Annotated in this window: 22 protein-coding genes and 2 riboswitches; of the genes, 17 read left to right on the plus strand and 5 right to left on the minus strand. The window is 38.1% G+C overall.

All coding sequences use genetic code 11. The annotated features are described in order from the left end of the window. The first annotated feature begins 80 nt into the window (after nt 1–80). Nucleotides 81–881, plus strand: coding sequence for a hypothetical protein (locus CLOS_RS00475; RefSeq protein WP_041718851.1), 801 nt, complete (start codon nt 81–83; stop codon nt 879–881). 149 nt (nt 882–1,030) lie between these two features. Here CLOS_RS00475 and CLOS_RS00480 read toward each other — a convergent pair whose 3' ends face one another. Further along, the gene (locus CLOS_RS00480; protein WP_012157962.1) at nt 1,031–1,633 is read right to left on the minus strand and encodes a pentapeptide repeat-containing protein; all 603 of its coding nucleotides are present in this window, start codon (nt 1,631–1,633) and stop codon (nt 1,031–1,033) included. A 216-nt stretch (nt 1,634–1,849) separates the two neighbouring features. Beyond that, a riboswitch (SAM riboswitch) is annotated at nt 1,850–1,955 on the plus strand. Nucleotides 1,956–2,025: 70 nt separating this feature from the next. Beyond that, nucleotides 2,026–2,139, plus strand: a riboswitch (SAM riboswitch). Nucleotides 2,140–2,300: 161 nt separating this feature from the next. Here CLOS_RS00480 and metF point away from each other — a divergent pair. The 3 genes from metF (at nt 2,301) to CLOS_RS00495 (ending at nt 6,370) form a co-directional block, all read left to right on the plus strand. Next, nucleotides 2,301–3,197 (plus strand): methylenetetrahydrofolate reductase [NAD(P)H], encoded by an 897-nt coding sequence (gene metF, locus CLOS_RS00485; RefSeq protein WP_012157963.1) that lies wholly within the window; start codon nt 2,301–2,303, stop codon nt 3,195–3,197. Between the two features lie 43 nt (nt 3,198–3,240). Then, entirely contained in the window at nt 3,241–3,912 is a 672-nt protein-coding gene (locus CLOS_RS00490; RefSeq protein WP_012157964.1) for a vitamin B12 dependent methionine synthase activation region, read from the plus strand. 70 nt (nt 3,913–3,982) lie between these two features. Next, nucleotides 3,983–6,370, plus strand: coding sequence for a homocysteine S-methyltransferase family protein (locus tag CLOS_RS00495; RefSeq protein WP_041718852.1), 2,388 nt, complete (start codon nt 3,983–3,985; stop codon nt 6,368–6,370). Between the two features lie 97 nt (nt 6,371–6,467). Here the strand turns inward: CLOS_RS00495 and CLOS_RS15130 are convergent, their stop codons facing one another. The 3 genes from CLOS_RS15130 to CLOS_RS00510 all read right to left on the minus strand — a co-directional run bounded on the left by CLOS_RS15130 (nt 6,468) and on the right by CLOS_RS00510 (nt 9,188). Beyond that, nucleotides 6,468–7,784, minus strand: a complete 1,317-nt coding sequence (locus tag CLOS_RS15130; protein ID WP_012157966.1) for a DUF4097 family beta strand repeat-containing protein — start codon at nt 7,782–7,784, stop codon at nt 6,468–6,470. Then, nucleotides 7,777–8,097, minus strand: coding sequence for a PadR family transcriptional regulator (locus CLOS_RS00505; RefSeq protein WP_012157967.1), 321 nt, complete (start codon nt 8,095–8,097; stop codon nt 7,777–7,779). Before CLOS_RS00505 ends, CLOS_RS15130 begins: the two co-directional genes overlap by 8 nt. A gap of 155 nt (nt 8,098–8,252) precedes the next feature. Continuing rightward, complete coding sequence (locus CLOS_RS00510; protein ID WP_012157968.1) at nt 8,253–9,188, minus strand: alpha/beta hydrolase; 936 nt, start codon at nt 9,186–9,188, stop codon at nt 8,253–8,255. A 205-nt stretch (nt 9,189–9,393) separates the two neighbouring features. On the opposite strand from CLOS_RS00510, the gene CLOS_RS00515 reads away from it, so the two are divergent. The 10 genes from CLOS_RS00515 to CLOS_RS00560 all read left to right on the plus strand — a co-directional run bounded on the left by CLOS_RS00515 (nt 9,394) and on the right by CLOS_RS00560 (nt 20,861). Next, nucleotides 9,394–10,572: an acetyl-CoA C-acetyltransferase gene (locus CLOS_RS00515; protein ID WP_012157969.1), complete on the plus strand. Its 1,179-nt coding sequence runs from the start codon at nt 9,394–9,396 to the stop codon at nt 10,570–10,572. 104 nt (nt 10,573–10,676) lie between these two features. Further along, nucleotides 10,677–12,146, plus strand: a complete 1,470-nt coding sequence (locus tag CLOS_RS00520) for a sigma-54 interaction domain-containing protein (RefSeq protein ID WP_012157970.1) — start codon at nt 10,677–10,679, stop codon at nt 12,144–12,146. A gap of 295 nt (nt 12,147–12,441) precedes the next feature. Continuing rightward, a complete protein-coding gene (locus tag CLOS_RS00525) occupies nt 12,442–13,995 on the plus strand; it encodes an acyl CoA:acetate/3-ketoacid CoA transferase (RefSeq protein ID WP_012157971.1) in 1,554 nt (517 codons plus the stop codon). A 14-nt stretch (nt 13,996–14,009) separates the two neighbouring features. Then, nucleotides 14,010–15,326, plus strand: a complete 1,317-nt coding sequence (locus CLOS_RS00530; protein WP_012157972.1) for a GntP family permease — start codon at nt 14,010–14,012, stop codon at nt 15,324–15,326. Between the two features lie 107 nt (nt 15,327–15,433). Then, nucleotides 15,434–16,276, plus strand: coding sequence for a 3-hydroxybutyryl-CoA dehydrogenase (locus CLOS_RS00535; RefSeq protein ID WP_012157973.1), 843 nt, complete (start codon nt 15,434–15,436; stop codon nt 16,274–16,276). A gap of 44 nt (nt 16,277–16,320) precedes the next feature. Further along, entirely contained in the window at nt 16,321–17,061 is a 741-nt protein-coding gene (gene fabG, locus CLOS_RS00540; RefSeq protein ID WP_012157974.1) for a 3-oxoacyl-[acyl-carrier-protein] reductase, read from the plus strand. Nucleotides 17,062–17,456: 395 nt separating this feature from the next. Continuing rightward, nucleotides 17,457–17,873 (plus strand): MaoC family dehydratase, encoded by a 417-nt coding sequence (locus CLOS_RS00545; RefSeq protein WP_012157975.1) that lies wholly within the window; start codon nt 17,457–17,459, stop codon nt 17,871–17,873. A 36-nt stretch (nt 17,874–17,909) separates the two neighbouring features. Continuing rightward, entirely contained in the window at nt 17,910–19,049 is a 1,140-nt protein-coding gene (locus CLOS_RS00550) for an acyl-CoA dehydrogenase (RefSeq protein WP_012157976.1), read from the plus strand. A 13-nt stretch (nt 19,050–19,062) separates the two neighbouring features. Beyond that, nucleotides 19,063–19,845 (plus strand): electron transfer flavoprotein subunit beta/FixA family protein, encoded by a 783-nt coding sequence (locus tag CLOS_RS00555; RefSeq protein ID WP_012157977.1) that lies wholly within the window; start codon nt 19,063–19,065, stop codon nt 19,843–19,845. 14 nt (nt 19,846–19,859) lie between these two features. Next, nucleotides 19,860–20,861: an electron transfer flavoprotein subunit alpha/FixB family protein gene (locus CLOS_RS00560; protein WP_012157978.1), complete on the plus strand. Its 1,002-nt coding sequence runs from the start codon at nt 19,860–19,862 to the stop codon at nt 20,859–20,861. A 78-nt stretch (nt 20,862–20,939) separates the two neighbouring features. On the opposite strand, the gene CLOS_RS15135 is transcribed toward CLOS_RS00560, so the two are convergent. Continuing rightward, complete coding sequence (locus CLOS_RS15135) at nt 20,940–21,701, minus strand: DUF3298 and DUF4163 domain-containing protein (protein WP_012157979.1); 762 nt, start codon at nt 21,699–21,701, stop codon at nt 20,940–20,942. A gap of 270 nt (nt 21,702–21,971) precedes the next feature. Between CLOS_RS15135 and CLOS_RS00570 the strand changes: the two genes are divergently transcribed. The 3 genes from CLOS_RS00570 to CLOS_RS15140 are packed head-to-tail and all read left to right on the plus strand — an operon-like array spanning nt 21,972 to nt 25,632. Continuing rightward, nucleotides 21,972–22,670 carry a response regulator transcription factor gene (locus CLOS_RS00570; protein WP_012157980.1) on the plus strand — a complete coding sequence of 233 codons (699 nt, stop codon included), beginning with the start codon at nt 21,972–21,974 and terminating at the stop codon, nt 22,668–22,670. Between the two features lies 1 nt (nt 22,671). After that, complete coding sequence (locus tag CLOS_RS00575; protein ID WP_012157981.1) at nt 22,672–24,063, plus strand: sensor histidine kinase; 1,392 nt, start codon at nt 22,672–22,674, stop codon at nt 24,061–24,063. After that, on the plus strand, nt 24,064–25,632 hold the full coding sequence (locus CLOS_RS15140; RefSeq protein ID WP_012157982.1) for a hypothetical protein: 1,569 nt from the start codon (nt 24,064–24,066) through the stop codon (nt 25,630–25,632). Nucleotides 25,633–25,634: the final 2 nt, after the last annotated feature.

The following is a 25,634-nucleotide window of genomic DNA, read 5'->3' on the forward strand; positions in this document are numbered from 1 at the left end:
AGTTGGAAATCTATATTTTTTACTATGTAGACGAGGATATTCACGATTTCAGTTCTAAGAGACTCAAAGGAGGCCTTAAGTTGAAAAAGCTGATCATACTGGTTTTGTCTATAACTATGGTTTTAGCTGGTTGTTCTGGTCATAAGGATGCTTCACAGCGATTTAAAAAAGATAATTTCAAGAGTGTTGTAATCGGCAACGGCAAGATGTTAAAGCTTGTGATGGATGACGAGGATACTAAAGCCTTAGTCGATTTGTTCAATACTATGGTGCTTAAGGAGATGGATAAGAACCTTAAGGAGGAGCCATTCATAAAGGTCCACTTTTTCGGCAACGATGCTGAGGATACCATATCCATTGTTTTTTTAGGTGAAAAAGTATTTTCTCAAAAAGAATGGTATGCTGTTGACCTTGAGTTTACTAAGAAACTATACAACTTCTATGAAGGACGAGCACTTTTGGAAGTAGAAGACGATACCTTGTTAGAAATCCAGGAAAAGAGGGCAGATAGAGCAAATCTAGATTGGAAGGAAGCGCTAGAAGGGACTTGGATTGTAGATGATACAACTGCTTTAACCTTTGATGAAGAGTTTCTATATCAAGGGGATTATAAACTTAAGTATGTAATTCATGAGGCTGAAGGCAATCGGCTTCTCATATCTGCTTATGGAATCCATGGACTTTTTACAAAGAATCAAAAGTTATTTGATATGGATATCATTTTTAGTGAGGATTTATGCAATGTTCAAACGCAGAAAATTGTTCCTCAATTTGGAACCAGAGACTTGGTTTTTCAAAATAATATGATATATCAAGATGAGGAAGGGAACATCTTAGGGGATCTTAGCTCCGTATTTTTTTCTGAAAATCTATTGAATTAATTTGTAAAGTTGATGAGAGAGTCTGACCCATCCTATAGCAGCCTACTGATATAAAAACCATGTAGAAAAGGAGTTGAATTCTCCCTGGCATACATGGTTTGATTCATTGAAATTTATAAATATTCGTTTTAGGACAATCCATTTGTATGCTAAATTATTTTGACCCCTAGAAGATGAACGACATCCACTGCTTGTAGTGGGCTGATTTTAACGCCTTGAAGCTCTTTATAAGTGTCCGACACCATAATGCCGCCGATTTCACAGGCAGAAAGATCGATACCTTTTAATGGTGTCTTAAAGAAGTCCACGTTACTAAAATCCACTTCCTTTAAATCTGATTTTTTTAGCTTTACCTCTGAAAAGAAAGCATTTTTAAAGTTGCAGTGATGGATTGTGCACTTTTCCCATAGGGTTTCTGAGTAAATGGCATAACAAAAGGAACTGTTCAATAGGGTACTTTCCTTTATGGAGCTGCGGCTGAAATTTCCACCATCCCCTTTACAGCTTAATATTTCTGAATTTTTCCAATAACTCTCTGTAAAGATACAATTGGAAAAATTACAGTTGATAAAACGAGTAGCATAAAAACTAGCTTTCGTAAAATCACAATTTTCAAACGTACATTTTGTAAATTGAACAGATTCAAATTCAATTTTGGAAATATCAACACCGATGAGCAGCTCATCTTCAAAATTGCCATCACGGAGATATCGATCCTCCATTTGCGCATTTAAAATAATTTCCTCTAACATTCAATCACCGTCTACTTTCACTATGTAATCTATCTCATTATACTATAGTTTAGAGAAAAAGGGAGGTACAGCCTCTCTTTTAGCTCAAAGAAGAGCTCTCTATAACTTCATATATTTTCATGAACGGTAAATGTTTTGTCTATAAACTAAATTTAAATTAACTTATAGGATTGACATATGGTATAGAAGTCATTATAATAGTGATAATTTAATATTTACTTATCAAGAGAGGTGGAGGGAAAGGCCCTATGAAACCCAGCAACCTATATGCTTATCTGCATATAAGGTGCTAAATCCTACAGCATAGGCTGAGAGATAAGAATTACCTTATAGTAATAAATCTCTTGCAGCCAAAGAGATTTTTTTTATTGGCTCAAAATTGAATAAAACAACTTTTATCGAGAGAGGTGGAGGGAAAGGCCCTATGAAACCTCGGCAACCTGCAAACGTATTTGTTTGAAAAGGTGCCAATTCCTACTCTAAGTGAACTTAGAGAGAGATAAGAGGGAGTAATATATAAATTATAGAACCCCCTTTTATCTAAGGTTTTTACTTTGCATTAGATAGAAGGGGGGATTTTTTTATAGAGCAATTGGATTGAGGCATATTTATATAGAAAAATAAAACGGAGAGATTTTATAGAAATAATGGAGAAGGAGGAGTTCTCATGCAGATAAAAGAATTATTTAAAAGAAAGAATCTTGTTTTTTCCTTTGAGGTGTTTCCGCCGAAGGTGACATCTCCCATAGGAAGTATCTATGACACTTTAGAGGGGTTGCAGGATCTAAAGCCAGACTATATTAGCGTTACTTACGGTGCTGGTGGCAATGGCAACGATAATAGAACAGGCGAAATTGCAGCCATCATTAAAAATAAATATGGCATTGAGGCGCTGGCGCATCTGACCTGCATTGGATCCACCTTAGAGCAAACGAAGGGGGTTTTACAAGAACTAAGGGATAAAGGAGTTCATAATGTGCTGGCCTTAAGAGGAGATATACCGGAAGGATTTGAAGGGAAGGGAGAGCTAAAGAACTCTCAGGACCTAATTAGACTCATAAGAGAAGATCAAGGAAATCGGTTTGGCATTGCAGCAGCTTGTTATCCAGAAGGCCATGTGGAAGGAAAGAATGTAGATCAAGACATTGAAATACTAAAGCTAAAGGAGGAGGCTGGTGCAGATCACGCCATTACGCAGCTTTTCTTTGATAACAATTATTTTTACGAATTTTTAAATAAGGTAGAAGAGAAGGGGATTCAATTGCCCATTCAGGCGGGAATTATGCCTGTAACGAATAAAAAACAGATTGAAAGAATTGTTGCACTTTCTGGTGCAAATCTCCCAGTGAAATTTAAGAAGATTATGGAGAAATATGAGCATAATAAAGAGGCTCTGAGAGATGCTGGAATCGCCTATGCCTTGGATCAAATTGTAGATTTAATCTCCACAGGGGCTAGGGGAATCCACCTTTATACCATGAACAATCCCTATATTGCCAGAAGTGTAACAGAATCCATCCATTCCATACTAAAGAGTGTCAATAAAGAGAAGGAAGTTGTTTAGTTTCATAGAATAAGAATTAAAATAAAATAAGGTTGTGAGCATAATGAATCAAAGTCCCCAAAATAAATCGGAGGTCCTGCGTTATTTAGGATATAGTGGACAGGAAATAGATCATATTACAAATCGTATCATTGACGAATCCATGGAGGAAATGCAAAACCTCATAGAGGAAAGGTTCGTATACAAATTTTTTAATATCCTTAGAAAAAAGGATCATTTACTGCTAAAAAACACAGAATTTGAGCTGAGAGGGAATAGTATTCGAAAGCATTTAAGGGAAGCAAAGGACTGTATCTTAATGGCTATTACCTTAGGCAACGGGGTAGATGCTCGAATTCGATATTATGAGAAAGTCAGTATGGCGAAGGCATTAATTTTAGATGCTTGTGCTACGGTAGCCGTAGAGGAAATCTGTGATAAGGTCTGCGACAACCTAGAGCATATTGTAGCGGCAGAGGAAAAGACCTTAACCTGTAGATTCAGCCCAGGCTACGGCGATCTTCCCTTAAGTATACAGAAGAACTTTCTGGCTGTTTTAGATGCAGAGAAGTCCATTGGACTCAATGCCTCTTCCCATCATATATTGACACCGAGAAAATCTGTAACAGCCATTGTAGGCATTGTGCCTAGGAATAAGAGCGTAGAAAAAGTAGACAGTATCTGCCAAGGCTGTAATAAATACACCACCTGTACTTTTAAGCACTTAAAGTTTTAATCGTGTTTAAAATTGAGTGGGCCATAAATTTTGTGAGGTAGAGCGAACAAATTTTATTTTAAGAAAGGAGATGAGAAGTGTGAAAATCGTAAATAGGTTGAAGGATGGTACCTTAATATTCGATGGTGCCATGGGTACAATGCTACAGAACAGAGGATTAAAGCTGGGAGAACTTCCAGAGATGTTAAACTTTAGTGCGCCAGAGATTGTCATTGAAATTCATAAAAGCTATGTCGATGCAGGAGCTGATGTGGTTACGACCAACACCTTTGGAGCCAATGAATTGAAGCTGGCAGGAAGTCCATACACCGTAGAGGAAGTCATTCATAAAGCAGTAGTCAATGCAAGAACCGCATGTGAGGGTACGGATACTTACGTCGCCTTAGATATAGGACCCATTGGAGAGCTCCTAGCGCCCATGGGTACTTTAAGTTTTCAGGAGGCTTATGAGATTTTTAAAAGACAGGTGGTCCAGGGAGTAAAAAGCGGTGCAGACCTAATTTTAATTGAAACCATGACGGATTTATATGAAGCCAAGGCAGCGGTGTTGGCAGCCAAGGAAAACGCTAATGTTCCAGTATTTTGTACCATGAGCTTTGAAGCCAATGGCAGAACCTTTACAGGATGTACGCCAGAAGCCATGGTTCTCGTTTTAGAGGGCTTAGGTGTAAATGCCCTCGGTGTGAACTGCTCCTTAGGACCGAAGGAGCTGGGTCCAATTGTAGATCATATCTTAAAGATTGCAACAGTACCAGTAATGGTACAGGCCAACGCAGGACTTCCTACTGTGGTAGAAGGAAGGACCGTGTTTAATGTTTTGCCAGAGGATTTTGCCAGACATGGATGTAATTTTGTAGAGAAAGGCGTAAAGATAGTAGGCGGCTGCTGTGGTACGACGGATCGATATATTGAGGGTTTAAAAGAGGTTTTAAAGGATCGGCAACCTGGAAAAATAGAGGCTGCAACCTTGACGGGGGTCTGTACGCCTACCAAGGTAGTAGAAATTCAGGGTGTGAGGGTAATCGGAGAGCGAATTAACCCAACAGGGAAGAAGCTGCTGAAGGAAGCCTTAAGAAGCGGCAATTTAGATTATATTTTAAGAGAAGCCATTGCTCAAGTAGATGCAGGAGCTCATATTTTGGATGTAAATGTAGGACTTCCAGAGATCAATGAGGAAGAGATCATGGAGAAAATTGTTCAAGAGATTCAATCCATATTGGATGTACCCCTTCAGATCGATTCTACCAATCCAAAAGCCATCGAAAAAGGATTGAGAATTTATAATGGTAAGGCCATCGTCAACTCTGTCAATGGAGAAGACAAGGTTTTAGAAAGAATCCTGCCCATTGTAAAGAAATACGGTGCCGCCGTTGTAGGCCTTACCTTAGATGAAAGAGGAATTCCAAAAACAGCAGAGGCGCGATTTGAAATCGCAGAAAAGATTGTAGATAGGGCCTTATCATATGGGATTAAAAGAGAGGATGTTTATATCGACTGTTTAACCTTAACGGCTGCGGCCCAACAGGAAGAGGTTCAAGAAACCTTAAAGACCATCCAGTTGGTAAAGAAGCACTTGAATGTAAAGACTGTATTGGGTGTATCCAATGTGTCCTTTGGGCTACCCAACCGGGATCTTTTAAATCGAACCTTTTTAGCTGCCAGTATATTTGCTGGGTTGGATCTCCCAATTATCAACCCATTGGATCAAGGGATGATGGAAACCATCGTGGCTTCTCAGGTTTTATGGAATCAGGATAAGAGCGCAGAGGCCTATTTAAAATACCACCAGAATCAGCCAAAGACAGAGGTGGGTTCAAAGCCTAAGATGGCGCAGTCTCAAGAGGATCTGTTCAATATGATCATCAAAGGTATCAGAGATGAGGCAAAAATCGCTACGGAAAACCTGCTTCAAGAAAAAGCACCCCTCGATATTGTGAATCAATACATTGTTCCTGCTTTAGATTTCGTAGGAGAGCGATACGAAAAGGGCGATTTATTTCTACCGCAGTTGATACAGTCGGCAGAAACGGTGAAAAGCGCCTTTGAGGTGATCAAAAAGAAGCTAAAAGAGAATGCCCATAGCGATATCTCCAACGGAAAAATTCTACTGGCTACAGTGAAGGGCGATATCCACGATATTGGGAAAAATATTGTGAAGGTTCTTCTTGAAAATTATAACTATGAGATTATCGATTTGGGCAGGGACGTTCCAAAGGAAAAAATCGTGGAAGAAGTTGTGAAGAATAAGATTAAGCTGGTAGGGCTCAGTGCCTTAATGACTACAACCGTAAAGAACATGGAGGAAACCATAGAAGCTCTAAAGAAAATGGACCCAGAATGCATTGTCATGGTAGGCGGTGCTGTTTTGAATCCTGAATATGCAGAAATGATTAAAGCGGATTACTACGCTAAGGATGCCAAGGATGCCGTTGCTATAGCCAAGAATATATTGGGGTAGCCATAAGAAAACGGATAGATAATGAAGAATTTCACTAGATGATAAAAGGATGTAAAACCCTGTACAAAGAAGTCTTGTTCTCTATACAGGGTTCATTTTATTTTTTATCGAACCGAACATTCCCAGAGGAGGTTGATATTTTGATTTCCTTACTGCCAGCGCCTATTTTGCCATGAAATTTTCGATTGGCATTCTCCGCTACGACCATCGGAATATTGGTTGTAAAAGAGCCAGAAGAAGTAGAGCCGAGGATGTTATAGCTTAATTGTTCGCTACACTTTAGTGAAATATCTCCAGAAGAAGTAGAGAGTGCCATATCTTCAGAAGTTTCTGCAATACCTAAGCTCAGATCTCCAGAGCTACTGCTCATACGTAATTTTCCAATAGGGTTGCTCATATCAATATCTCCAGAGGAAGTCTTTATATTCAGCGTTTCACTTACTATATTGCTTAAGGATAGATCTCCCGAGCTAGAAGTAATATGAATATGCTTTCCCTTTAAGTTGGACACTTCTATTTCTCCAGATGAGGATTGGATATTGTAATCCCCTTTAAATGCGATTGGAACAAATATCTCTACAACCAGATCGGAGTTGAGGATGGTTCTGGAGGTTTGATTGGGTGCTTCCAATAGGATTTGTAAATCCGTTGATTTTTTATTAATACTCAAGACCGGTACAGCGTTGGATACAATACTGCCATGGTAATGAACTCTTAAATCCTCTCTTTCTTGAGGGATTACTTTTATATCTACAAAGCTAGAGCCTACGGAAATAGAAGAAACATTTTTTATGTCTTCTAGCTTTTCTTCATCAATAATACTGGATGTTAAGCTCTTAGCGCTATGAATAACAGTAGAGGTAGAGCCATTTTTTCCATGAACCCGCACCCCATCCCATCCGATAGAAACGCCATCTTCACCATCACTGACTTTAATCCCGTTCCAGCCAATTTTCACGTAGTTATTTCCATCCTGAACCTCAATTCCTTTCCCGTTGATTTTTACGAGCTCATCTTTGGATGTATTGGAATTTATAAGGGTTTTTGGTCGATAGAAGGGATTAATTTTTAAGGGAAGAGAACTGATCCCGAGAACTATAAGACCTACCCCTATGAAAGCATATGGAATTTTTTTAGATACAGCTTTTGCTTTTTTATCTTTTGAAAAATTAAGTTCTTCATAAAAATCTTGTTGCTGGATATTCTCAACGGGGTCAGCACCTGGAGCTATGGTATGGTTCTTTGCAATCTCTTTTGGGTCGCCTAATTCAGCAGATATCTCTTTCTCAGATTTCCCCTTAGAAAGTCCAATATCAAAGTGTTCCTCGTAATCATATAAAATGTCTTGAAGTTCATCCTCTGGCAAGGATTTTAGGGCAGCCTTCAGCTGCTTTAAATATTCCTCTCTATTCATTTAAAACACCCCTTATAATATAATTGACTCCTTCGATAAAACTTTCCCATTCTCTTTCTAATTCATCGAAAGCTTCGGAACCTTTCGGAGTTATCCGATAATATTTTCTAGGTGGTCCTTCCTGCGATTCCTGTAAGTAGGTCGTAACGTATCCCTCTGTTCGAAATCTTCTAAGAAGGGGATAAATCGTTCCCTCGGATATACTTACAAATTTAGAGATATGTTCTACCAGCTCGTAGCCATAATAATCGCGCTTCGTTAGCAATGAAAGAACACAGAGCTCCAGCACTCCTTTTTTAAATTGTATATTCATATAATTTTCTCCCTATTTTCTATTCTTTAGTATAGTATACATTACGGTACCTTTTTATGCAAGGTACTAAAAATAAAATATATCTTATGGCAAAAAAATAAGAAAGGGAGATTCTCCCTTTCTTATCAGCAGTAAACGAAAAGCTTTCCCTAGATTTAATATAGGCTTCGAATCCAATGGATCACATCTTCATAAACTTCTTTTCTGTTGATTTCATTCAACATTTCATGGCGTCCCTCTGGATAGAGCTTGTATGTAATATTTTTAATCCCCATGTTTTTATAGATTTCGCAAACCTTGAGGACACCTTTACCAAAGTTACCTACAGGGTCCTGTGTTCCAGAAAAAATATACAGCGGTAAATCTCTTGGTGTTTTTTCTAGGTTTTCTTTTTCATGAAGCTCTTCAATCCCCTTCATAAGCTCATAGAAGGCTTCTGATGTAAAAATGAAACCACATAAGGGATCTGCAATATAAGCTTTTACAGCTTCCTTATCTCTGGTGAGCCAGTCACAGCTGGTTTCATTGGGCTTGAATCGATTGTTAAAGGAGCCAAAGGCAATCTTATTCAATAGAGGATTGGCTTTCTTTTTACCGAAAATAAGCCCACTTCCTTTCGCAACGATCATGCCGACTTTTCCTAAAATGCCGTTTCGATATCCTGTACCACTGATGACCAAACCATCCACTGCATGGGGAAAAAGCTGTACATATCTTCTGGATAAAAAAGAGCCCATACTATGTCCAAAGAGGATGATTTTGGAATGAGGATACTCTATTCTAATTTTTTTATTAATCTCGTTTAAGTCTTGGAGGATTCTATTCCAGCCATGTTCATCACTAAAATATCCTAAGTCCTCCCTAATCTTTGCCGTTCTTCCATGGCCCCTATGGTCATGACCGTAGACGATAAAACCTTCCTTCACCAGTTCCTTAGCAAATTCATCATACCGATGAATATGTTCTGCCATTCCATGCACAAGCTGTATAATTAATGGATTTTCAGGTGGTGTTTGAGGGGACCACTTTCTCAGATAAATACTTTTTCCGTCCGTCGTTTTAAAATCTTCTGCAAAGGCTTTCTTTGTCATTTGTATATCTCCTTTCCTATAGGCTTCGTATATCTATCGAAATATATCTTGCGCTTATTTTAATATATCTTAAGCTTATTTTATCAATTTTATTGAAGCAAGTCTTTATTTATTAGGAAAAATTATTTATCGATATGGTTTGGTATGATTTTTGCACTAAATATTTGTAAAGTATTCATTATATAAATAAGAGGAGGATAAAAAAATGAGAGAAATTGTAATTGCGAGTGGTGTAAGAACCGCCATTGGAAGTTTCGGCGGTGTGTTATCCAAAGTATCGGCAGTGGATATGGGTGCTGCTGTTATTAAGGAGGCTTTAAGTAGAGCAAAGCTGGATCCAAATTTGGTGGATGAGGTATATATGGGTTGTGTGCTACAGGCCGGTCTTGGACAGGGTGTTGCAAGACAAGCGGCTATAAAAGCTGGAATCCCCCAAGAAGTCCCCGCTACTACGATCAATATGCTATGCGGCTCAGGGTTAAAAACAGTATCCATGGCTGCTCAAACTATTATTGCTGGAGACAATGATATTGTTGTAGTTGGTGGAACTGAGAGTATGAGCCAATCTCCTTATTTAGTACCACATGCTCGATGGGGTGCTAGAATGGGAAATAGCAATATGGTCGATTCTATGATTAATGACGGTTTAACGGATGCTTTTAATAACTACCATATGGGAATTACTGCTGAGAACTTAGCTGCGAAGTATTCTTTAACGAGAGAAGAGCAGGATGAATTTGCTGCTGCAAGCCAGAATAAGGCTGAAAAAGCAATGGTAGAAGGAAAGTTTAAAGATGAGATTGTACCGGTTGAGATTCCGCAAAGAAAAGGAGATCCAATCATTGTAGATACAGACGAATATCCTAAGGCGGGCATGACGGTAGAATCCTTAGGGAAATTAAAACCGGTCTTTAAGAAAGATGGGACGGTAACAGCGGGAAATGCTTCTGGAATCAATGATGGTGCCGCTGCTTTAATATTGATGACAAAAGAAAAAGCAGAGGCGTTGGGAATAGAGCCATTGGCAACGCTGGTATCCTATAGCAGCGCCGGTGTGGACCCTGCTATTATGGGAATCGGCCCAGTACCTGCAACAGAAATGGCACTTAAAAAAGCTAAATTAAGAATTGAAGATATGGATCTAATCGAGGCAAACGAAGCCTTTGCAGCGCAAGCTTTATCTGTAGGAAAAGAATTGGGATGGGATAAGGAGAAGGTCAATGTAAATGGTGGAGCAATCGCTTTGGGTCATCCGATTGGAGCCAGCGGTGCTAGAATTCTAGTAACCCTACTTTATGAGATGAAACGAAGATCTGCTCAATATGGATTGGCTACATTGTGTATTGGTGGAGGAATGGGAACCGCAGTAATTGTAAAACGTTAGATTTAGAGGCAGCAGAAAACTCCGCAGTATAGTTTTTTGCTGCTTTTTTAAAATTAAATTATGTGATAATAATAGATATATTAGAAATTCTGGGGGTGATTGAGATGCATATTAAAAAAGAGGAGTACTTAAGCCTGAACGCTTTAAATGTAACGAAGGATAATTTTGAGGAACATCTAGATCAAGTCCAATTTTTACTTGGTTTATACAAGAATATATTTAATGATATATATAATTGGATTGTCGTAGTAGATAAAGAAGGATTTATCGTAATGATGAATAAAAAATATTGTGATTTTATTGGTATAAAGCAAGAGGACGCGATTGGAAGGCACGTTACAGAGGTTATAGAGAATACGAGAATGCATATTGTTTTAAAAACGCAGCAGAAAGAAATTGGTGATATCCATGAAATTAAAGGAAATCAAATGATTGCGGACAGAATCCCCATATACAAGGACGGCGAGCTCATGGGTGCGGTAGGCACTGTAATTTTTAAGGACTTAGTGGAGTTTGATGTATATGTAAAAAATATTTTAAAGATGGAAAAACAGCTGGAGTTCTATAAAAAAGAGTTAAAAAAAGCGCTGGGCAGCGTCTATACCTTTGATAATATTATTGGAGAGAGTAACGCTATAAAAAGAGCAAAGGAAATATCTAAAAAGGTAGCCCTATCAAAATCAAACGTATTGATATTGGGAGAAAGTGGTACAGGAAAAGAGCTATTTGCCCATGCAATTCATAATGCAAGTCCTAGAGGGGAGTACCCTCTGATTAAGGTGAACTGTGGTGCCATCCCTTCAGAATTATTGGAGTCGGAGCTTTTTGGATATGAAGAAGGTGCATTTACTGGCGCCAAAAAGGGGGGAAAGCTTGGGAAATTTGAGTTGGCTAATAAAAGCACGATTTTCTTAGATGAAATTGGAGATCTCCCACTGAATATGCAGGTTAAAATATTGAGGGTGTTACAAGAAAGAGAAATTGAACGTGTTGGCAGTGTAAAGAGTCAGAAAATCGATGTTAGAATCATTGCTGCGACGAACAGAGATTTAAAGGAAATGGTGAAGAAAAAACTATTCAGAGAGGATTTATACTATCGGTTAAATGTAATCAGTATAGGTGTACCGCCTCTAAGAGAGCGGATAGAAGATATCCCGTTGTTAGCCCGTCATCTGATGAAGAAGCTTGCCAGTGAAATGGAGCGACATGTAACCGAAATTTCACCCAATGCTTTGGAGGCCTTAAAAAATTACCACTGGCCAGGGAATATCAGGGAGCTGGCGAACTTAATTGAGCGAGCTTTAAATATGGTGGAAAAAGAAGCCGTGATCACCTTGGATCATTTCCCGTACTATATAAGAAAACAAGCAAAGCCAGATATTGGTGTATCTCTGGATACTTTAGAAATGCAGCTAGATGGCACGTTAAAAGAGATATTCGATGAAATTGAGAAAAAAGCCATACAAAAGACCTTATTAAAGTATGACGGTAATAAATTAAAAACAGCAAGAAAATTAGGAATTAGTAGGACAAACCTTTACGAAAAGATCAAAAAATATGACCTAGATATGTAAAGAAAATGAACATTGTAATAAAAATTTACACTTTTTAAAAACTTTTAGTTCTCAAATAATTGATATGATTGGAAAATGCATAAAACTTTCTAAAAACAAAGGTCGTTTTTAGAAAAATCTGAAAATTAAATGTAAATATTATGGACATTACAAATCAAATAAAATATAAAATCCTCCGCTCTCATAGGAAGCAGTATAAAAAAATGGCAAAGACCAGTAGAAATGCTGTGTTTATAAAATTGGCATGTCTTTTGCAAAAGTATCAACTGACTAATTATGGAGGGAGGATTTTAATATGGCAATAAGATTTATGAATGCAGAGGATGCAGTAAAGTTAATTCAATCGGATAGTGTTGTAGCAACAGGGGGATTTGTAGGAAATGCAGTGCCAGAAGAACTTGAAATTGCTCTAGAAAAAAGATTCTTAGAGTCAGCGGAGCCTAAAAATTTAACACTGGTATATGCAGCTGGGCAAGGAGACGGAAAAGACAGAGGATTGAATCATTTAGGTCATGAGGGATTGTTAAAAAGAGTGATTGGTGGGCACTGGGGTTTAGTTCCAAAGGTACAAAAACTTGCATTTGAAAACAAGATAGAGGCCTATAACTTCCCACAAGGATCAATTTCTCACTTGTTTAGGGACATCGCAGCCAATAAGCCAGGAACCATCACAAAGGTGGGCTTGAAAACTTTTGTGGACCCAAGAGTTGAGGGTGGTAAGCTGAATGAAAAAACAAAAGAGGACCTAGTTGAGTTGATTGAGGTTTTAGGGGAGGAGTATTTGATTTACAAGGCTTTCCCAATCGATTTTGCGCTCATTAGAGGAACGTACGCAGATGAACATGGCAATATTACCATGGAGAAGGAAGCAGGAACCCTTGAGGTATTATCCATCGCTCAGGCATGTAAAAACTCTGGTGGAAAGGTTATTGTACAGGTAGAAAAGGTAGTGAAGGCAGGCAGTCTGGATCCAAAGCTTGTAAAAGTACCGGGTATCTATGTGGATACTGTTGTGGAAGTGAAGGATATAAAGAATCATATGCAAACCTTTGCAGAAGCCTTTAATCCGAGCTATACAGGGGATATCAAAGTACCCGTTAATTCTGTTCAGCCATTGGAGTTAGATGAAAGAAAGATTATTGCAAGAAGAGCGGCGATGGAACTGGTACCAAGTGCCATTGTCAATTTAGGAATCGGTATGCCGGAAGGCGTTGCAGTAGTTGCCAATGAAGAAGGCATCGGAGATGAAATGGTACTGACAGTAGAGCCAGGACCCATTGGCGGAATACCAGCAGGCGGACAAAGCTTTGGTGCCGCAATCAATCCAGAAGCAATTATCGATCAGCCTTATCAGTTTGATTTCTATGATGGTGGTGGATTGGATGTTGCATTCTTAGGATTGGCACAATGTGACCAAATAGGAAATATCAACGTCAGTAAGTTTGGACCTAAGATTGCTGGTGCAGGTGGATTTATTAATATTACTCAAAATGCTAAAAAGGTTATCTTCTGTGGAACCTTTACAGCAAGCGGGTTAAAAATTGAAGTGGCAGAGGGAGCTCTAAAAATCGCTCAGGAAGGAAAAGTAAAGAAATTTATTTCCGAGGTAGAGCAGATTACGTTTAGTGGAGAATACGCAACAGATGCAAAACAAACGGTACTTTATATTACAGAAAGAGCAGTATTTGCTTTGGGGGCAGAAGGAATTATTCTAACAGAAATAGCGCCGGGTGTAGACTTACAAAAAGATATATTGGATCAAATGGAGTTTGAACCAATCATCAGCTCAGAGCTTAAAGTAATGGATTCTAAAATCTTCAAACCAGAAAAAATGGGATTAACTATTTAGGGAGGAGAAATAAAATGTTAGGGATAATTATTGGATTAGCATTATTAATGTTATTAGCATATAGGGGGATGTCTATTATTTGGGTAGCGCCTATATGTGCACTTGTAGTTGCTTTCTCAGGCGGATTAGAGCTTTTACCAGCATATACAGGTTCCTATATGGAAGGCTTTGTTGGATTTACGAAGTCCTGGTTCCCTGTATTTATGTTAGGTGCAATCTTTGGTAAAGTAATGGATGAATCAGGAGCGGCACAATCTGTTGCAACGTGGATTTCGAAGGTTATAGGAACCAAATTTGCTATCGTTGCAGTTGTAGCAGCTTGCGCGGCTTTAACCTATGGTGGAATTTCTTTATTCGTTGTTGTGTTTGCAGTTTATCCAATAGCGATTGCATTATTTAGAGAAGCAAATATTACTAGAAAATTAATCCCAGGAACCATTGCCTTAGGTGCATTTACCTTTACAATGACCGCTGTTCCCGGAACACCTCAGACGCAAAACCTAATTCCTATGAAATATTTCGGTACAACACCGATGGCAGCACCGATTATGGGTATTGTTGGCGCCCTTATCATGTGTGGTGGTGGAATCGCTTGGCTTACCTATAGAGAGAGAAAGTTTGCAGCGGCAGGGGAGTTTTTTACAGAACCTGCTAAGAACAATGTGAAGGTCGTAGATGAAGAATCCGCAGCTACATCAAAAGGCCTTGCAAAAGATTTACCAAACCCTGCATTGTCGGCACTTCCTTTAATATCTGTAATTTTATTATTGAACTTATTTGAACTAAACATCATCGTTTCCTTAGCAGCAGGGATACTTTTAGCCATTGTATTAAACTTTAAGAGATTACCGAGCCTAATAAGTACAATCAATGGTGGGGCGGCAGGATCTGTAATGGCAATTATCAATACAAGTGCTGCGGTTGGATTTGGTTCCGTCGTTAAAGCAGTCCCTGGATTTGCTGCATTAACTTCAATGCTATTAGGGATTAAAGGAAATCCGTTAATTTCTGAGGCAGTAGCTGTAAACTTATTGGCAGGAGCTACAGGCTCTGCATCTGGTGGTATGGGAATCGCATTGGAAGCATTAGGAACAAAATATGCGGAGTTAGCGGCAACGTCAGGAATTCCTTTAGCAGCATTCCATAGGATAGCGTCCCTAGCCAGTGGTGGCTTAGATACATTGCCTCATAATGGTGCGGTATTAACTTTACTTGCGGCAACTTCAATGACTCATAAGGACTCTTATTTAGATATTTTCATGGTCGCGTGTGTTATACCAATAGCTTCAGTAATTGCAGCTATTATCCTAGCTAGTATTGGTTTAGTATAAGAATTTATATTTTGTGAACGGAATGTACCACCTATAGTCAACCTTATGGAATAGGGAAGTAAAAATTCCCTATTCCATATAAAAATAATAAAAGGAGGGATGTTGTATTGAAAAAAATAGGAATTATTGGATCGGGTACAATGGGGTCGGGGATTGCGCAGGTACTTGCTGAATACGGATATGAAATTATATTGAGGGATATCAATGAGGAATTTATAAATCGAGGAATTGGTCTTATCACAAAGAATTTAAACAAAAAAGTAGAAAAAGGAAAAATAACGGATCTCGATAAAAATGAAACTTTAAATAGAATTAAAGGAACAATCAACATAACGGATTTAAAAGAAGTAGATCTTGTTATTGAAGCGGCAGTAGAGAATATGGAGATGAAAAAGCAAATTTTTTCTGAGTTAGACAAGGTGTGCAGGAAAGAAACCATACTGGCAACTAACACATCTTCTCTATCAATTACGGAAATCGCCAATGCTACCAATCGACCGGATCGGGTAATTGGAATGCACTTTTTCAATCCAGTACCTGTGATGAAGCTGGTAGAGGTGATTAAGGGAATTGCTACTTCAGAAGAATGTAAATCTGCCATTGTTAAAATCATTAACAGAATAGAGAAAACGCCTGTAGAGGTAGAGGAAGCTCCAGGATTCGTAGTCAATAGAATTCTGATTCCGATGGTTAACGAAGCCATTGGTATATTCAGTGACGGAGTTTCTACGAAGGAAGAAATTGATGATGCCATGAAACTAGGAGCAAATCATCCGATTGGTCCTTTGGCCCTTGCAGATTTAATCGGAAACGATGTTTGCCTATTTATTATGGAAATACTGCATAAGGAATTTGGCGATGACAAATATAGACCCCATCCACTTCTTCGAAAAATGGTAAGGGGTGGCCTCTTAGGAAGAAAGACCGGAAAAGGTTTCTACACCTATTAAATAATCTATTCAAAAAATGATCAACTTTAAAAGGAGGATTTATCATGAAATTTAAAGATAAAGTAGTTTTAGTTACTGGTGCAGCGCAAGGAATTGGAAAGGCAACAGCAGTTAAATTTGCTGAGGAGGGTGCGAAGGTTGTAGCCATCGATGTAAAGTTAGAGGCAATGGATGAAGTTTCTTCTGAGATTAATGAAATTGGTGCAGAGTTATTAACTTATGAAGTGAATGTAGTAAACAGAGAACAGATACAAGCAATGGTATCCGATGTTGTCGCGAAATGGGGTAAAATCGATGTATTGGTAAACAATGCAGGAATTACTGCAGATAGTCAATTGGTGAAGATGGAAGAAGAGGCTTTTGATAAGGTGATTGCAGTTAATTTAAAAGGTGTATATAACTGTACACAAATCGTTGTGCCTGTAATGGTGGAGAATGGTGGCGGCGTTATTTTAAATGCATCATCCGTAGTTGGGCTTTATGGAAACTTTGGACAGACAAATTATGCAGCAACGAAATTTGGTGTCATCGGTATGACAAAAACATGGGCAAAGGAATTGGGTAAAAAAGGTATCCGTGTCAATACTGTTGCACCTGGGTTTATTGGGACACCAATGGTTGCTAAAATGCCGGACAAGGTAATCGACATGATGAAAGGAAAGTCACCTTTAAATCGTTTGGGAACACCGGAGGATATTGCCAATGCATATGCATTCCTAGCATCAGAGGATGCGGGCTTTATTACAGGTGCAACCTTAAGCGTAGATGGAGGCGTTGTTCTTTAAGCTTGTTAATAAATACTACACTGTTCAAAACATGGACATAAACTATTTAGTTGAAAAAGCAATGAAAAGTAAAATAACTGTAATTAAAAAGTACAGTTATTTTATTTTTTCAGCCCAATTGGTTATTTTATTAACAAAATTCTAAAGAATGAAAAGTATTCTACTTCAAAAATTTATCTGGGATATTCTTTCGGAAAAGGTGCAGTGTTCTAGGGAATAAAGTTTCAATAAGTCTAAACTATTGAAGTTTCAAATGCTACAGTTCACTATCTCCTAAAGAAACTCAAAGAATTCTTGTTAAAGAAAAATATTTCAGCAAAAATATAACGTTTTTACTAAAATGGCATGGTAATTGCGTTATATATTGTTAAATAAAAAACAAGGAGGTTTTATAAATGGTAGGGAAAAAAATTAGTGAAATAAAAGTTGGAGATCAAGCTTCTTTTCAGAAAACAATTACAGAGACAGATGTATATTTATATGCTGGAATTACGGGTGATTTAAATCCAGCCCATATCAATGAAATATCTGCACAAGGTAGTTTATTTAAGGGAAGAATTGCCCATGGTATGCTAACTGCTGGCTTAATATCTGCTGTGCTTGGAATGCAGCTCCCTGGACCAGGAACCATTTATATGGGTCAAGAATTAAAATTCTTAGCCCCAGTAAGATTTAATGATACGATCCTAGCAACGGTAGAAGTAATAGAGATGAATGTTGAAAAGAATAGAATAAAATTAAGTACCACATGTACAAATCAAGAGGGTGTCGTTGTTCTATCCGGTGTTGCTACCGTGATGCCCCCTAAGTAATTAAAGATCTAGTAAATATAGAATGGAGGATTCGTGATGAACTTTACCTTATCAAAGGAGCATTTAATGCTTAAAAATCTATACCAAGAGTTTGCTCAAAAAGAGGTGAAACCCCTTGCAGAAGAAGTAGACGAAAAGGAAATGTTTCCCGTTGAAACTGTAAAAAAATTAGCACGTTATGGATTTATGGGCATCCCTTTTCCAAAGGAATGGGGCGGCTCTGGTGGAGATAGTATCGCCTATGCCATGGCTGTAGAGGAGCTTTCCAAGGTGTGTGCAACAACGGGTGTTATTGTATCTGCCCATACATCCTTAGGAGCGGCACCAATTTATGAGTTTGGTACAAAAGAGCAGAAAGAAAAATATTTACCTTCTTTAGCATCGGGAGAAAAGTTGGGTGCCTTTGGCCTAACAGAGCCCAATGCAGGAACTGACGCCTCTGCTCAGCAAACAATAGCAGTATTAGATGGAGACCATTACATTTTAAATGGCAGTAAAATCTTTATAACCAATGCAGGATATGCAGACATTTATATTATCATGGCCATGACGGACAAGTCTCAAGGAACGAGAGGGATTTCAGCCTTTATCGTAGAGGCAGATACGCCGGGCTTTAGTATCGGTAAAAAAGAATCAAAGCTGGGGATTAAAGGCTCCTCTACCTGTGAGCTGGTATTTGAAAACTGTAGAATACCGAAAGAGAACCTTTTAGGGAAAGAGGGCAAAGGCTTTGGAATTGCTATGAAAACCCTAGATGGCGGAAGAATTGGTATCGCTGCTCAAGCCCTAGGAATTGCACAAGGGGCCTTGGACGAAACTGTGAGCTATGTAAAGGAGAGGAAACAATTTGGAAAGTCAATTTCTTATTTCCAAAACACCCAATTTCAATTGGCGGATATGGCAACGAAAATTGAAGCAGCTCGGCTTTTAGTATATAAAGCGGCTTTCTTAAAGCAGGAGGGGTTACCTTACTCAAATGAGGCGGCTATGGCAAAGCTTTTCGCTTCAGAAACAGCGATGGAAGTAACGGTAAAGGCAGTCCAGCTGCATGGCGGCTATGGATACACAAGGGAATATCCTGTGGAAAGAATGATGCGAGATGCTAAAATCACAGAAATATATGAAGGTACATCAGAGGTTCAAAGAATGGTAATCTCTGCACAATTGCTTAAGTAGAGGAGGAAATCATATGAAAATTATTGTTTGTATCAAACAAGTGCCCGATACAACGGAAGTAAAGCTTGACCCAAAAACAGGAACATTAATTCGTGACGGTGTACCGAGTATCATTAACCCCGACGATAAAAGTGGTTTAGAAGCAGCCCTGAGAATTAAAGATGAAATCGGTGCGCATATAACTGTTCTAACAATGGGACCACCTCAGGCAGAGGCTGCCATTAGAGAAGCATTTGCAATGGGAGCAGACCGAGGGATTTTATTGACAGATCGTGCTTTCTCAGGAGCTGATACTTGGGCTACATCCAGCACTTTAGCTGCGGCAATTAAAGAGCTGGAATACGACTTAGTCATTGCAGGAAGACAAGCCATCGATGGAGATACGGCTCAAGTTGGACCTCAAATCGCAGAGCATTTAAATCTACCTCAGGTAAGCTATGTGGAGGATTTAAAATTAGATGGGGATCGAATCATATTAAAAAGGGTTTTTGAAGATCGCTACCATACGGTGAGAGTAACGACACCTTGTTTAATCACTACCATAAAAGAGTTGAATGAAGCCCGATATATGAGTGTCGGTGGAATCTACGATGCTTATAACAGCAAAGAAGTGGAAGTATGGAATTTGAATAATATCCATGTGGATATGGAGAATATCGGATTAAAAGGTTCTCCTACGAAGGTGAAAAAATCCTTTACTAAGGGAGCGAAGACAGCGGGTAAGGTTTTTGTAGTGGATGCCAAGGAAGCGGCAGAAATCATAGTAGATAAATTAAAAGAAAAATATATGATATAGTTAGGAGGAAGAATATGAGCTCTTTAGGCCATAAAGGCATTTGGGTATTTGCAGAACAAAGGGACGGAGAAATACAAAATGTATCCTTGGAGTTATTAGGCAAGGGCAGGGAACTTGCAGATGAATTAAAAACGGAGCTAACAGCAGTCCTGTTAGGGGAAGGTATAAAGGACCTGTCTAAGGAATTATTATATTACGGTGCGGACAAGGTCATTGTAGCAGATCATCCTATGCTGAATATTTATATAACAGAACCCTATACCAAGGTGATGTGCGATGCAATTAAAGGACATAACCCAGAGATTATATTAATTGGTGCTACGGCCATCGGAAGGGATTTAGCGCCTAGAATATCAGCGAGGATACACACTGGTCTAACGGCAGACTGTACAAGTCTAGAAATTGAAGAGGAAACTAAAAATCTCCTAATGACAAGACCAGCATTTGGGGGAAATATTATGGCGACTATTATTTGTCCAGAGCATAGACCACAGATGTCTACCGTAAGACCTGGTGTTATGGTGAAGCGTACGAGAGATGAGGGGCGCAGGGGTGATATCATAGAATTAAGTCCAGAGCTGAATGAGAGTCATATGAATGTGGAAGTTCTAGAGGTGGTGAAGGAATCCAAGAAAAAGGTAAAGATCGAGGAAGCCAATGTACTGGTATCTGGAGGAAGAGGAATCGGTAAGAAGGAAAATTTTGAAGTCTTAGAAAAATTAGCAAAGGAGTTAGGCGGTGTGGTATCTGGCTCTAGAGCTGTTGTGGATGCAGGATGGATCGAAAGGGATTATCAAGTAGGGCAGACAGGAAAAACTGTAAGACCGGATCTTTATATTGCTTGTGGAATCTCTGGTGCAATCCAACACGTAACCGGTATGGAGGAATCTGAGCTTATCATAGCGATCAATAAGAACGCAGATGCTCCTATATTTGAATTAGCAGATGTTGGAATTGTAGGGGATGTGAATAAAGTGATTCCAGCATTGATCGACGCTTTAAAAAATTCAAGGTAATCAACGAAGAGCACCAAAGCCATCATTTATATGGACAACAAAAAAAAGCTTCTTTCGAAGCTTTTTTTATGTTGAAATTTATTTAATAAAGGAGGTTGAAATAACATCTTTTAAAATACTGCTTGGAATTTCAAACTCAATGATGCCAGAAGAATATGGTGCTATATCATACTGACCAAAATAGATAAACAATTGATCGTTTTCAATAAAGAAATTTTGATCATCTTTAATTCCACTAAATAATTCTACCTCGTCTGGGAAGAATTTTTCAGGTTCTGATTTTATTTGTTTTTGAATTTCTTCATTGATGATATTCTTATAAGCAGTTCCTTCTTTAAATAAGTCTTTTAAAGTAATTTCTTTTCCAGTAGTTAAATCAAAGTTATACGGAACTTTAATGCTCATACCATGAGCCCCGCCTGTATATTGATAATTTAAAGTAGTTAAACTTAATACCTTTTCGTTCACTGTATGAATTGTATAATCCACTAACAGCTCGTAAGGACGGAATTCAAAATTTGATTTTTTAGCTTCTTTTGAATCGTTTTCAGCAATTGTAGCCAGTTCTTTATTGATGTCCGTAGCATTTTTTTCAAGCCGAGCATTGATTTCATCTAGGATGCTTTGATTTTTATCATTGGAGAATACCGGCAGTTTAATACTGCTATTTAAAACCCCATTGTCGCTAGAGATTACCTTGTCTTCTACTTTTATTGGCAGCTCCTTCTTTTGGCTTAATGTTTTCTCATTGACGGACCCAGTTGGTGCTTTAGGACTGCAACCTACTACAAAAGCTCCAATAAGAGCTATGGATAAAGATATACCTACGAATTTTTTCATATAAACCCCTCCTAAAATATTATGTACGTTTAGAGCGGATTATTTCTTTAAACGCTTTTTGTATAGTTAGATAATACACCGCACAGTGTACTTTTGCTTTACAAACTAATTAAAAAATATTACAAAAGGATTACAAATATAACCAATAGTTACCAATAGGTAAAACTTTAATGAAATCCCCGTTTTTATGGTCATATTTTATAGATAGATGAAGAAAACTATAGTAAAATACAGATAAGTAGACTACTTTAAAAAGGCAGGTGCAATATTATGGAAGAGAGAATAAAGGTATTAGTCGTAGAAGATGAAACATCTATTCGAAAGTTCTTAGCAATTAATTTAAATAGAGATGGTTTTGAAGTCATAGAAGCAGCCTCGGGAGAAGAAGCTCTGGATATTATAACGCGAACACAACCTAAGGTTGTGGTTCTAGACCTGATGCTGCCAGGAATAGATGGCTTTGAAGTATGCCAAAACATAAGAAAATCTATACCCAATATCGTAATTATCATGTTAACGGCAAAAAGTCAGGATATGGATAAAATCATGGGATTGGAATTAGGGGCTGATGACTATATGGTAAAGCCATTTAATCCTTTGGAGCTCATTGCTAGAATAAGAGCAAACCTTAGAAAAATTGATAATGCAAAGGGTCAATTAAACAAGATTATTTCCTTGAGGGAGTTTGAATTGGATTTAGATGCTCAAAAGTTTTATAAAAGAGGTATTGAAATAGAGCTGACACCCATTGAATTTTCCATGATGAAGATGTTTATGGAGGGAAACAATAAAGCCTTCAGCAGGGACGAAATATTAAATATTGTTTGGGGAAAGAATTATTTTGGTGATATGAAGACGGTAGATGTTCACGTACGAAGGATCAGAGAGAAGATAGAAGATGATCCTTCCAATCCGCGAATCATAGAGACTGTTTGGGGTGTAGGCTATCGGCTAAAAGGAGCTAAATAATATGAATAGCATTAAACGAAGAATAACCATCAATTTCATATTCATTGTAGTAATTACGGTTGTTATTCTAGAAATATTTTTAATTAATATAGTAAAGGAAAATTATTATAGAAATTTAGAGCAGAGCTTAAGCAATCAGATCCGTATTTCTGCCGACTTGTATTCCCGATATTTTTCTGATGCTACGCTCAATGAAAATATACTAAATAATGTGGATACTTTTTGGAAGCAAACCAATGCCCAAGTAGAAATACTAGACAAAAATGGAAAAGTTCTAATGGATTCCATCGGTGTTATCCCTTCCAACCCCATAAGGACCGATGATGTGATCGGAGCCATTAATGGGGAGATGGGAACATGGATCGGAAAGGTGGAGTATGACAATAACAAGGTCATGGCGATTTCTCATCCTTTACGCTCGGGAGAAAATATTGTGGGAGTATTAAGGTTTATTACTTCCTTAAGAGAGGTCAATCGGGATATCAATGAGATTGCCTTCCTATTCATTGGATTTGGTGCCCTTGTAATTTTAATATCCAGCTTTGTCGGTATATTCCTGACGAAGACCATAACAGGTCCTTTAAAAAATGTAACAGAGTCCGCAGAAAAAATGGCTTTAGGAGACTATAGTATAAGAAGTGTTAAGACCTATGATGATGAAATTGGAAAGCTATCGGATACCTTGAACTACATGGCCAGTGAGATTGTAAAGAAAGAAGAGCTAAAGAACGATTTTATTTCCTCCGTATCTCACGAGCTTAGGACCCCTCTAACCTCTATTAAAGGATGGGCCATTACGCTGAAGCATAGTCCTGATGACAAGGAAATTTTAGCCGATGGATTGAATATCATAGAAACGGAAAGTGATCGGCTAGCCAATATGGTAGAGGAGCTTTTGGATTTTTCCAAGTTTGTGTCTGGAAAGATATCTTTGGAGAAGAAAGAAGTGAATATCAACGAGATCATAGACCATATCAAAAAGCAGCTGACACCAAGGGCAATGAGGGATAATATCAAATTTGAAGTGATAGCAGAAGAGCCGATGCCTATCTTCTGCTCCGATGGAAACCGATTGAAGCAGGTGTTTATAAACGTTTTAGACAATGCATTTAAGTTTACACCAGCAGGAGGAAGCGTTTCACTGGTGGCGTCCTACAGAGATGGCAATTTTATTTTTAATATCAAGGATACAGGCCATGGGATTTCTGCTGAAGACTTACCTAGGGTAAAAGAAAAGTTTTATAAAGGAAGAACGAGTCTATCTCAAAATGGCATTGGATTATCCATATGTGATGAGATCATCAGCTTAATGAAAGGGACCTTCGAAATTAAAAGTCAGTTGAACAAAGGTACTGAGATCATCATTACTTTGCCTTTGGGGGAGTGTGAATAAATGAAAAAAGTTAAATTATTATGGGTTGTACTCTCAATGATCTTGTTGATATCAGCATGCTCACATTCTAGTGTGGATTCATCGGACGATATGATCGTTCCTCCGAAGAACCAGTTAATGCCGTTGGAAGGAGTTTGGGAGATCGAAGATATTCTCACTACGGAATCTCCTGTTAAAAATGAAAATAGAGAGGATTGGCTAGGAAAACAGGTACAATTTTCTAGGGATCATATGTACCTACGAGGAATTAGCTTAGAAAAACCCCAATATCAAATGAAAACAGTCAATGCTGAAAGCTATTTACTATTTAACTCAAAATCTTTACCTTCAGATTTTAGCTTTCCAAATAAAGAAATCGAGGTAATCACTGTAATTGACAATGAACGATTCTTTTGTGACATTCTGATATTGGACTCGGAAGAGATCATCTTGAAAATACAAGGGTATAGCCTTCTTTTAAACAAGTTATCAGATCACACTGGAGACTATGTCCTTGGAGATATAACGAAGGAAAATGACGGCAATGGTGAGCAGATCAAAGATGACAAAGTAGAGACCACGGATACCGGGGTTTTAATAGGACTTCGATCAAAAAACACAGACAGTGATGCTGAGGATCAATATGACTATAGGACGTTATGGATATCTTCCATCCATAACGAATCCGGGCCTGTTTTACAAATGGATCATCTGTTTTTTCCTAGGCGGAGCGGTTTTTGGAAGATAACTGTAAACCAAGAACAAAGAGGTAATATTTTAGAAGAAAGTATATTAAGTAGCAATGTTCTAATGAATGAATCTCAAATAGAAGCGAACTTGAGGAATAAAAAGCTCAATTTTGAAGGATCCATAGAAGCCAGCGGATATGGAAGCAATTCTATGGAATCCTATAAAGCAGCGAACCTCATTACAGGACAGATTCACAGAAGAATAGACTATGTAGGAAATGATTATATATCCATTGAAACTACTGAAAAAGGCATGAACTTTGAAACTAGTAAGCTACAGCTTTTGCCTATCGATGGTTTGCCGAATGCAAACAGCGTGAAAATATCAGATATTCTAGGGGAGATGGGCGTAATATCTATTAAGTCGGCTTGGGAGAAGGCACTCAATAGCTTGAAGATAGAAAATGCAGATATTCTCTATAGGGAGGAACTGCTAGAGAACTTTGGAATGGAAAGAAAATTAGGAAATTGGCGGCTAAAGGGAAGAATTAATTATACGAAAAATAATGTATTCAATACAGCAGATTATAACATTAATATACTCCCGCCTTCTAAAGTCGTTTTCTATGATACTTTATTTGTGCCTTGGAAAAACATAAAAGATAGAGTTCCCAGGGCATTAGATGCATATACATCTCCCAATAAAGATATAGCAATTGTTCAAACGAAGAGAGAACTTCTGATTTATGATATCCATGGAAATGAACTTGATCAATACCCTAAGATAAGAATCGATTTAAAGGAAGAAGAGACTGTGATCATGGCAGAGTGGGCAACTGGTAAATATGTTGAAAACTGGGAAGGTATATTTTTAAAAACGGGTGGAAGTGTACTAGAATAAAA

Source organism: Alkaliphilus oremlandii OhILAs (assembly GCF_000018325.1).
GTDB lineage: Bacteria > Bacillota > Clostridia > Peptostreptococcales > Natronincolaceae > Alkaliphilus_B > Alkaliphilus_B oremlandii.

Coding starts and splice junctions, on each gene's coding strand:
- CLOS_RS00480 (WP_012157962.1), bottom strand. CDS start 1,633: ATGTTAGAGGAAATTATTTTAAATGCGCAAATGGAGGATCGATATCTC.
- metF (WP_012157963.1), top strand. CDS start 2,301: ATGCAGATAAAAGAATTATTTAAAAGAAAGAATCTTGTTTTTTCCTTT.
- CLOS_RS00490 (WP_012157964.1), top strand. CDS start 3,241: ATGAATCAAAGTCCCCAAAATAAATCGGAGGTCCTGCGTTATTTAGGA.
- CLOS_RS00495 (WP_041718852.1), top strand. CDS start 3,983: ATGAGAAGTGTGAAAATCGTAAATAGGTTGAAGGATGGTACCTTAATA.
- CLOS_RS15130 (WP_012157966.1), bottom strand. CDS start 7,784: ATGAATAGAGAGGAATATTTAAAGCAGCTGAAGGCTGCCCTAAAATCC.
- CLOS_RS00505 (WP_012157967.1), bottom strand. CDS start 8,097: ATGAATATACAATTTAAAAAAGGAGTGCTGGAGCTCTGTGTTCTTTCA.
- CLOS_RS00510 (WP_012157968.1), bottom strand. CDS start 9,188: ATGACAAAGAAAGCCTTTGCAGAAGATTTTAAAACGACGGACGGAAAA.
- CLOS_RS00515 (WP_012157969.1), top strand. CDS start 9,394: ATGAGAGAAATTGTAATTGCGAGTGGTGTAAGAACCGCCATTGGAAGT.
- CLOS_RS00520 (WP_012157970.1), top strand. CDS start 10,677: ATGCATATTAAAAAAGAGGAGTACTTAAGCCTGAACGCTTTAAATGTA.
- CLOS_RS00525 (WP_012157971.1), top strand. CDS start 12,442: ATGGCAATAAGATTTATGAATGCAGAGGATGCAGTAAAGTTAATTCAA.
- CLOS_RS00530 (WP_012157972.1), top strand. CDS start 14,010: ATGTTAGGGATAATTATTGGATTAGCATTATTAATGTTATTAGCATAT.
- fabG (WP_012157974.1), top strand. CDS start 16,321: ATGAAATTTAAAGATAAAGTAGTTTTAGTTACTGGTGCAGCGCAAGGA.
- CLOS_RS00545 (WP_012157975.1), top strand. CDS start 17,457: ATGGTAGGGAAAAAAATTAGTGAAATAAAAGTTGGAGATCAAGCTTCT.
- CLOS_RS00550 (WP_012157976.1), top strand. CDS start 17,910: ATGAACTTTACCTTATCAAAGGAGCATTTAATGCTTAAAAATCTATAC.
- CLOS_RS00555 (WP_012157977.1), top strand. CDS start 19,063: ATGAAAATTATTGTTTGTATCAAACAAGTGCCCGATACAACGGAAGTA.
- CLOS_RS00560 (WP_012157978.1), top strand. CDS start 19,860: ATGAGCTCTTTAGGCCATAAAGGCATTTGGGTATTTGCAGAACAAAGG.
- CLOS_RS15135 (WP_012157979.1), bottom strand. CDS start 21,701: ATGAAAAAATTCGTAGGTATATCTTTATCCATAGCTCTTATTGGAGCT.
- CLOS_RS00570 (WP_012157980.1), top strand. CDS start 21,972: ATGGAAGAGAGAATAAAGGTATTAGTCGTAGAAGATGAAACATCTATT.
- CLOS_RS00575 (WP_012157981.1), top strand. CDS start 22,672: ATGAATAGCATTAAACGAAGAATAACCATCAATTTCATATTCATTGTA.
- CLOS_RS15140 (WP_012157982.1), top strand. CDS start 24,064: ATGAAAAAAGTTAAATTATTATGGGTTGTACTCTCAATGATCTTGTTG.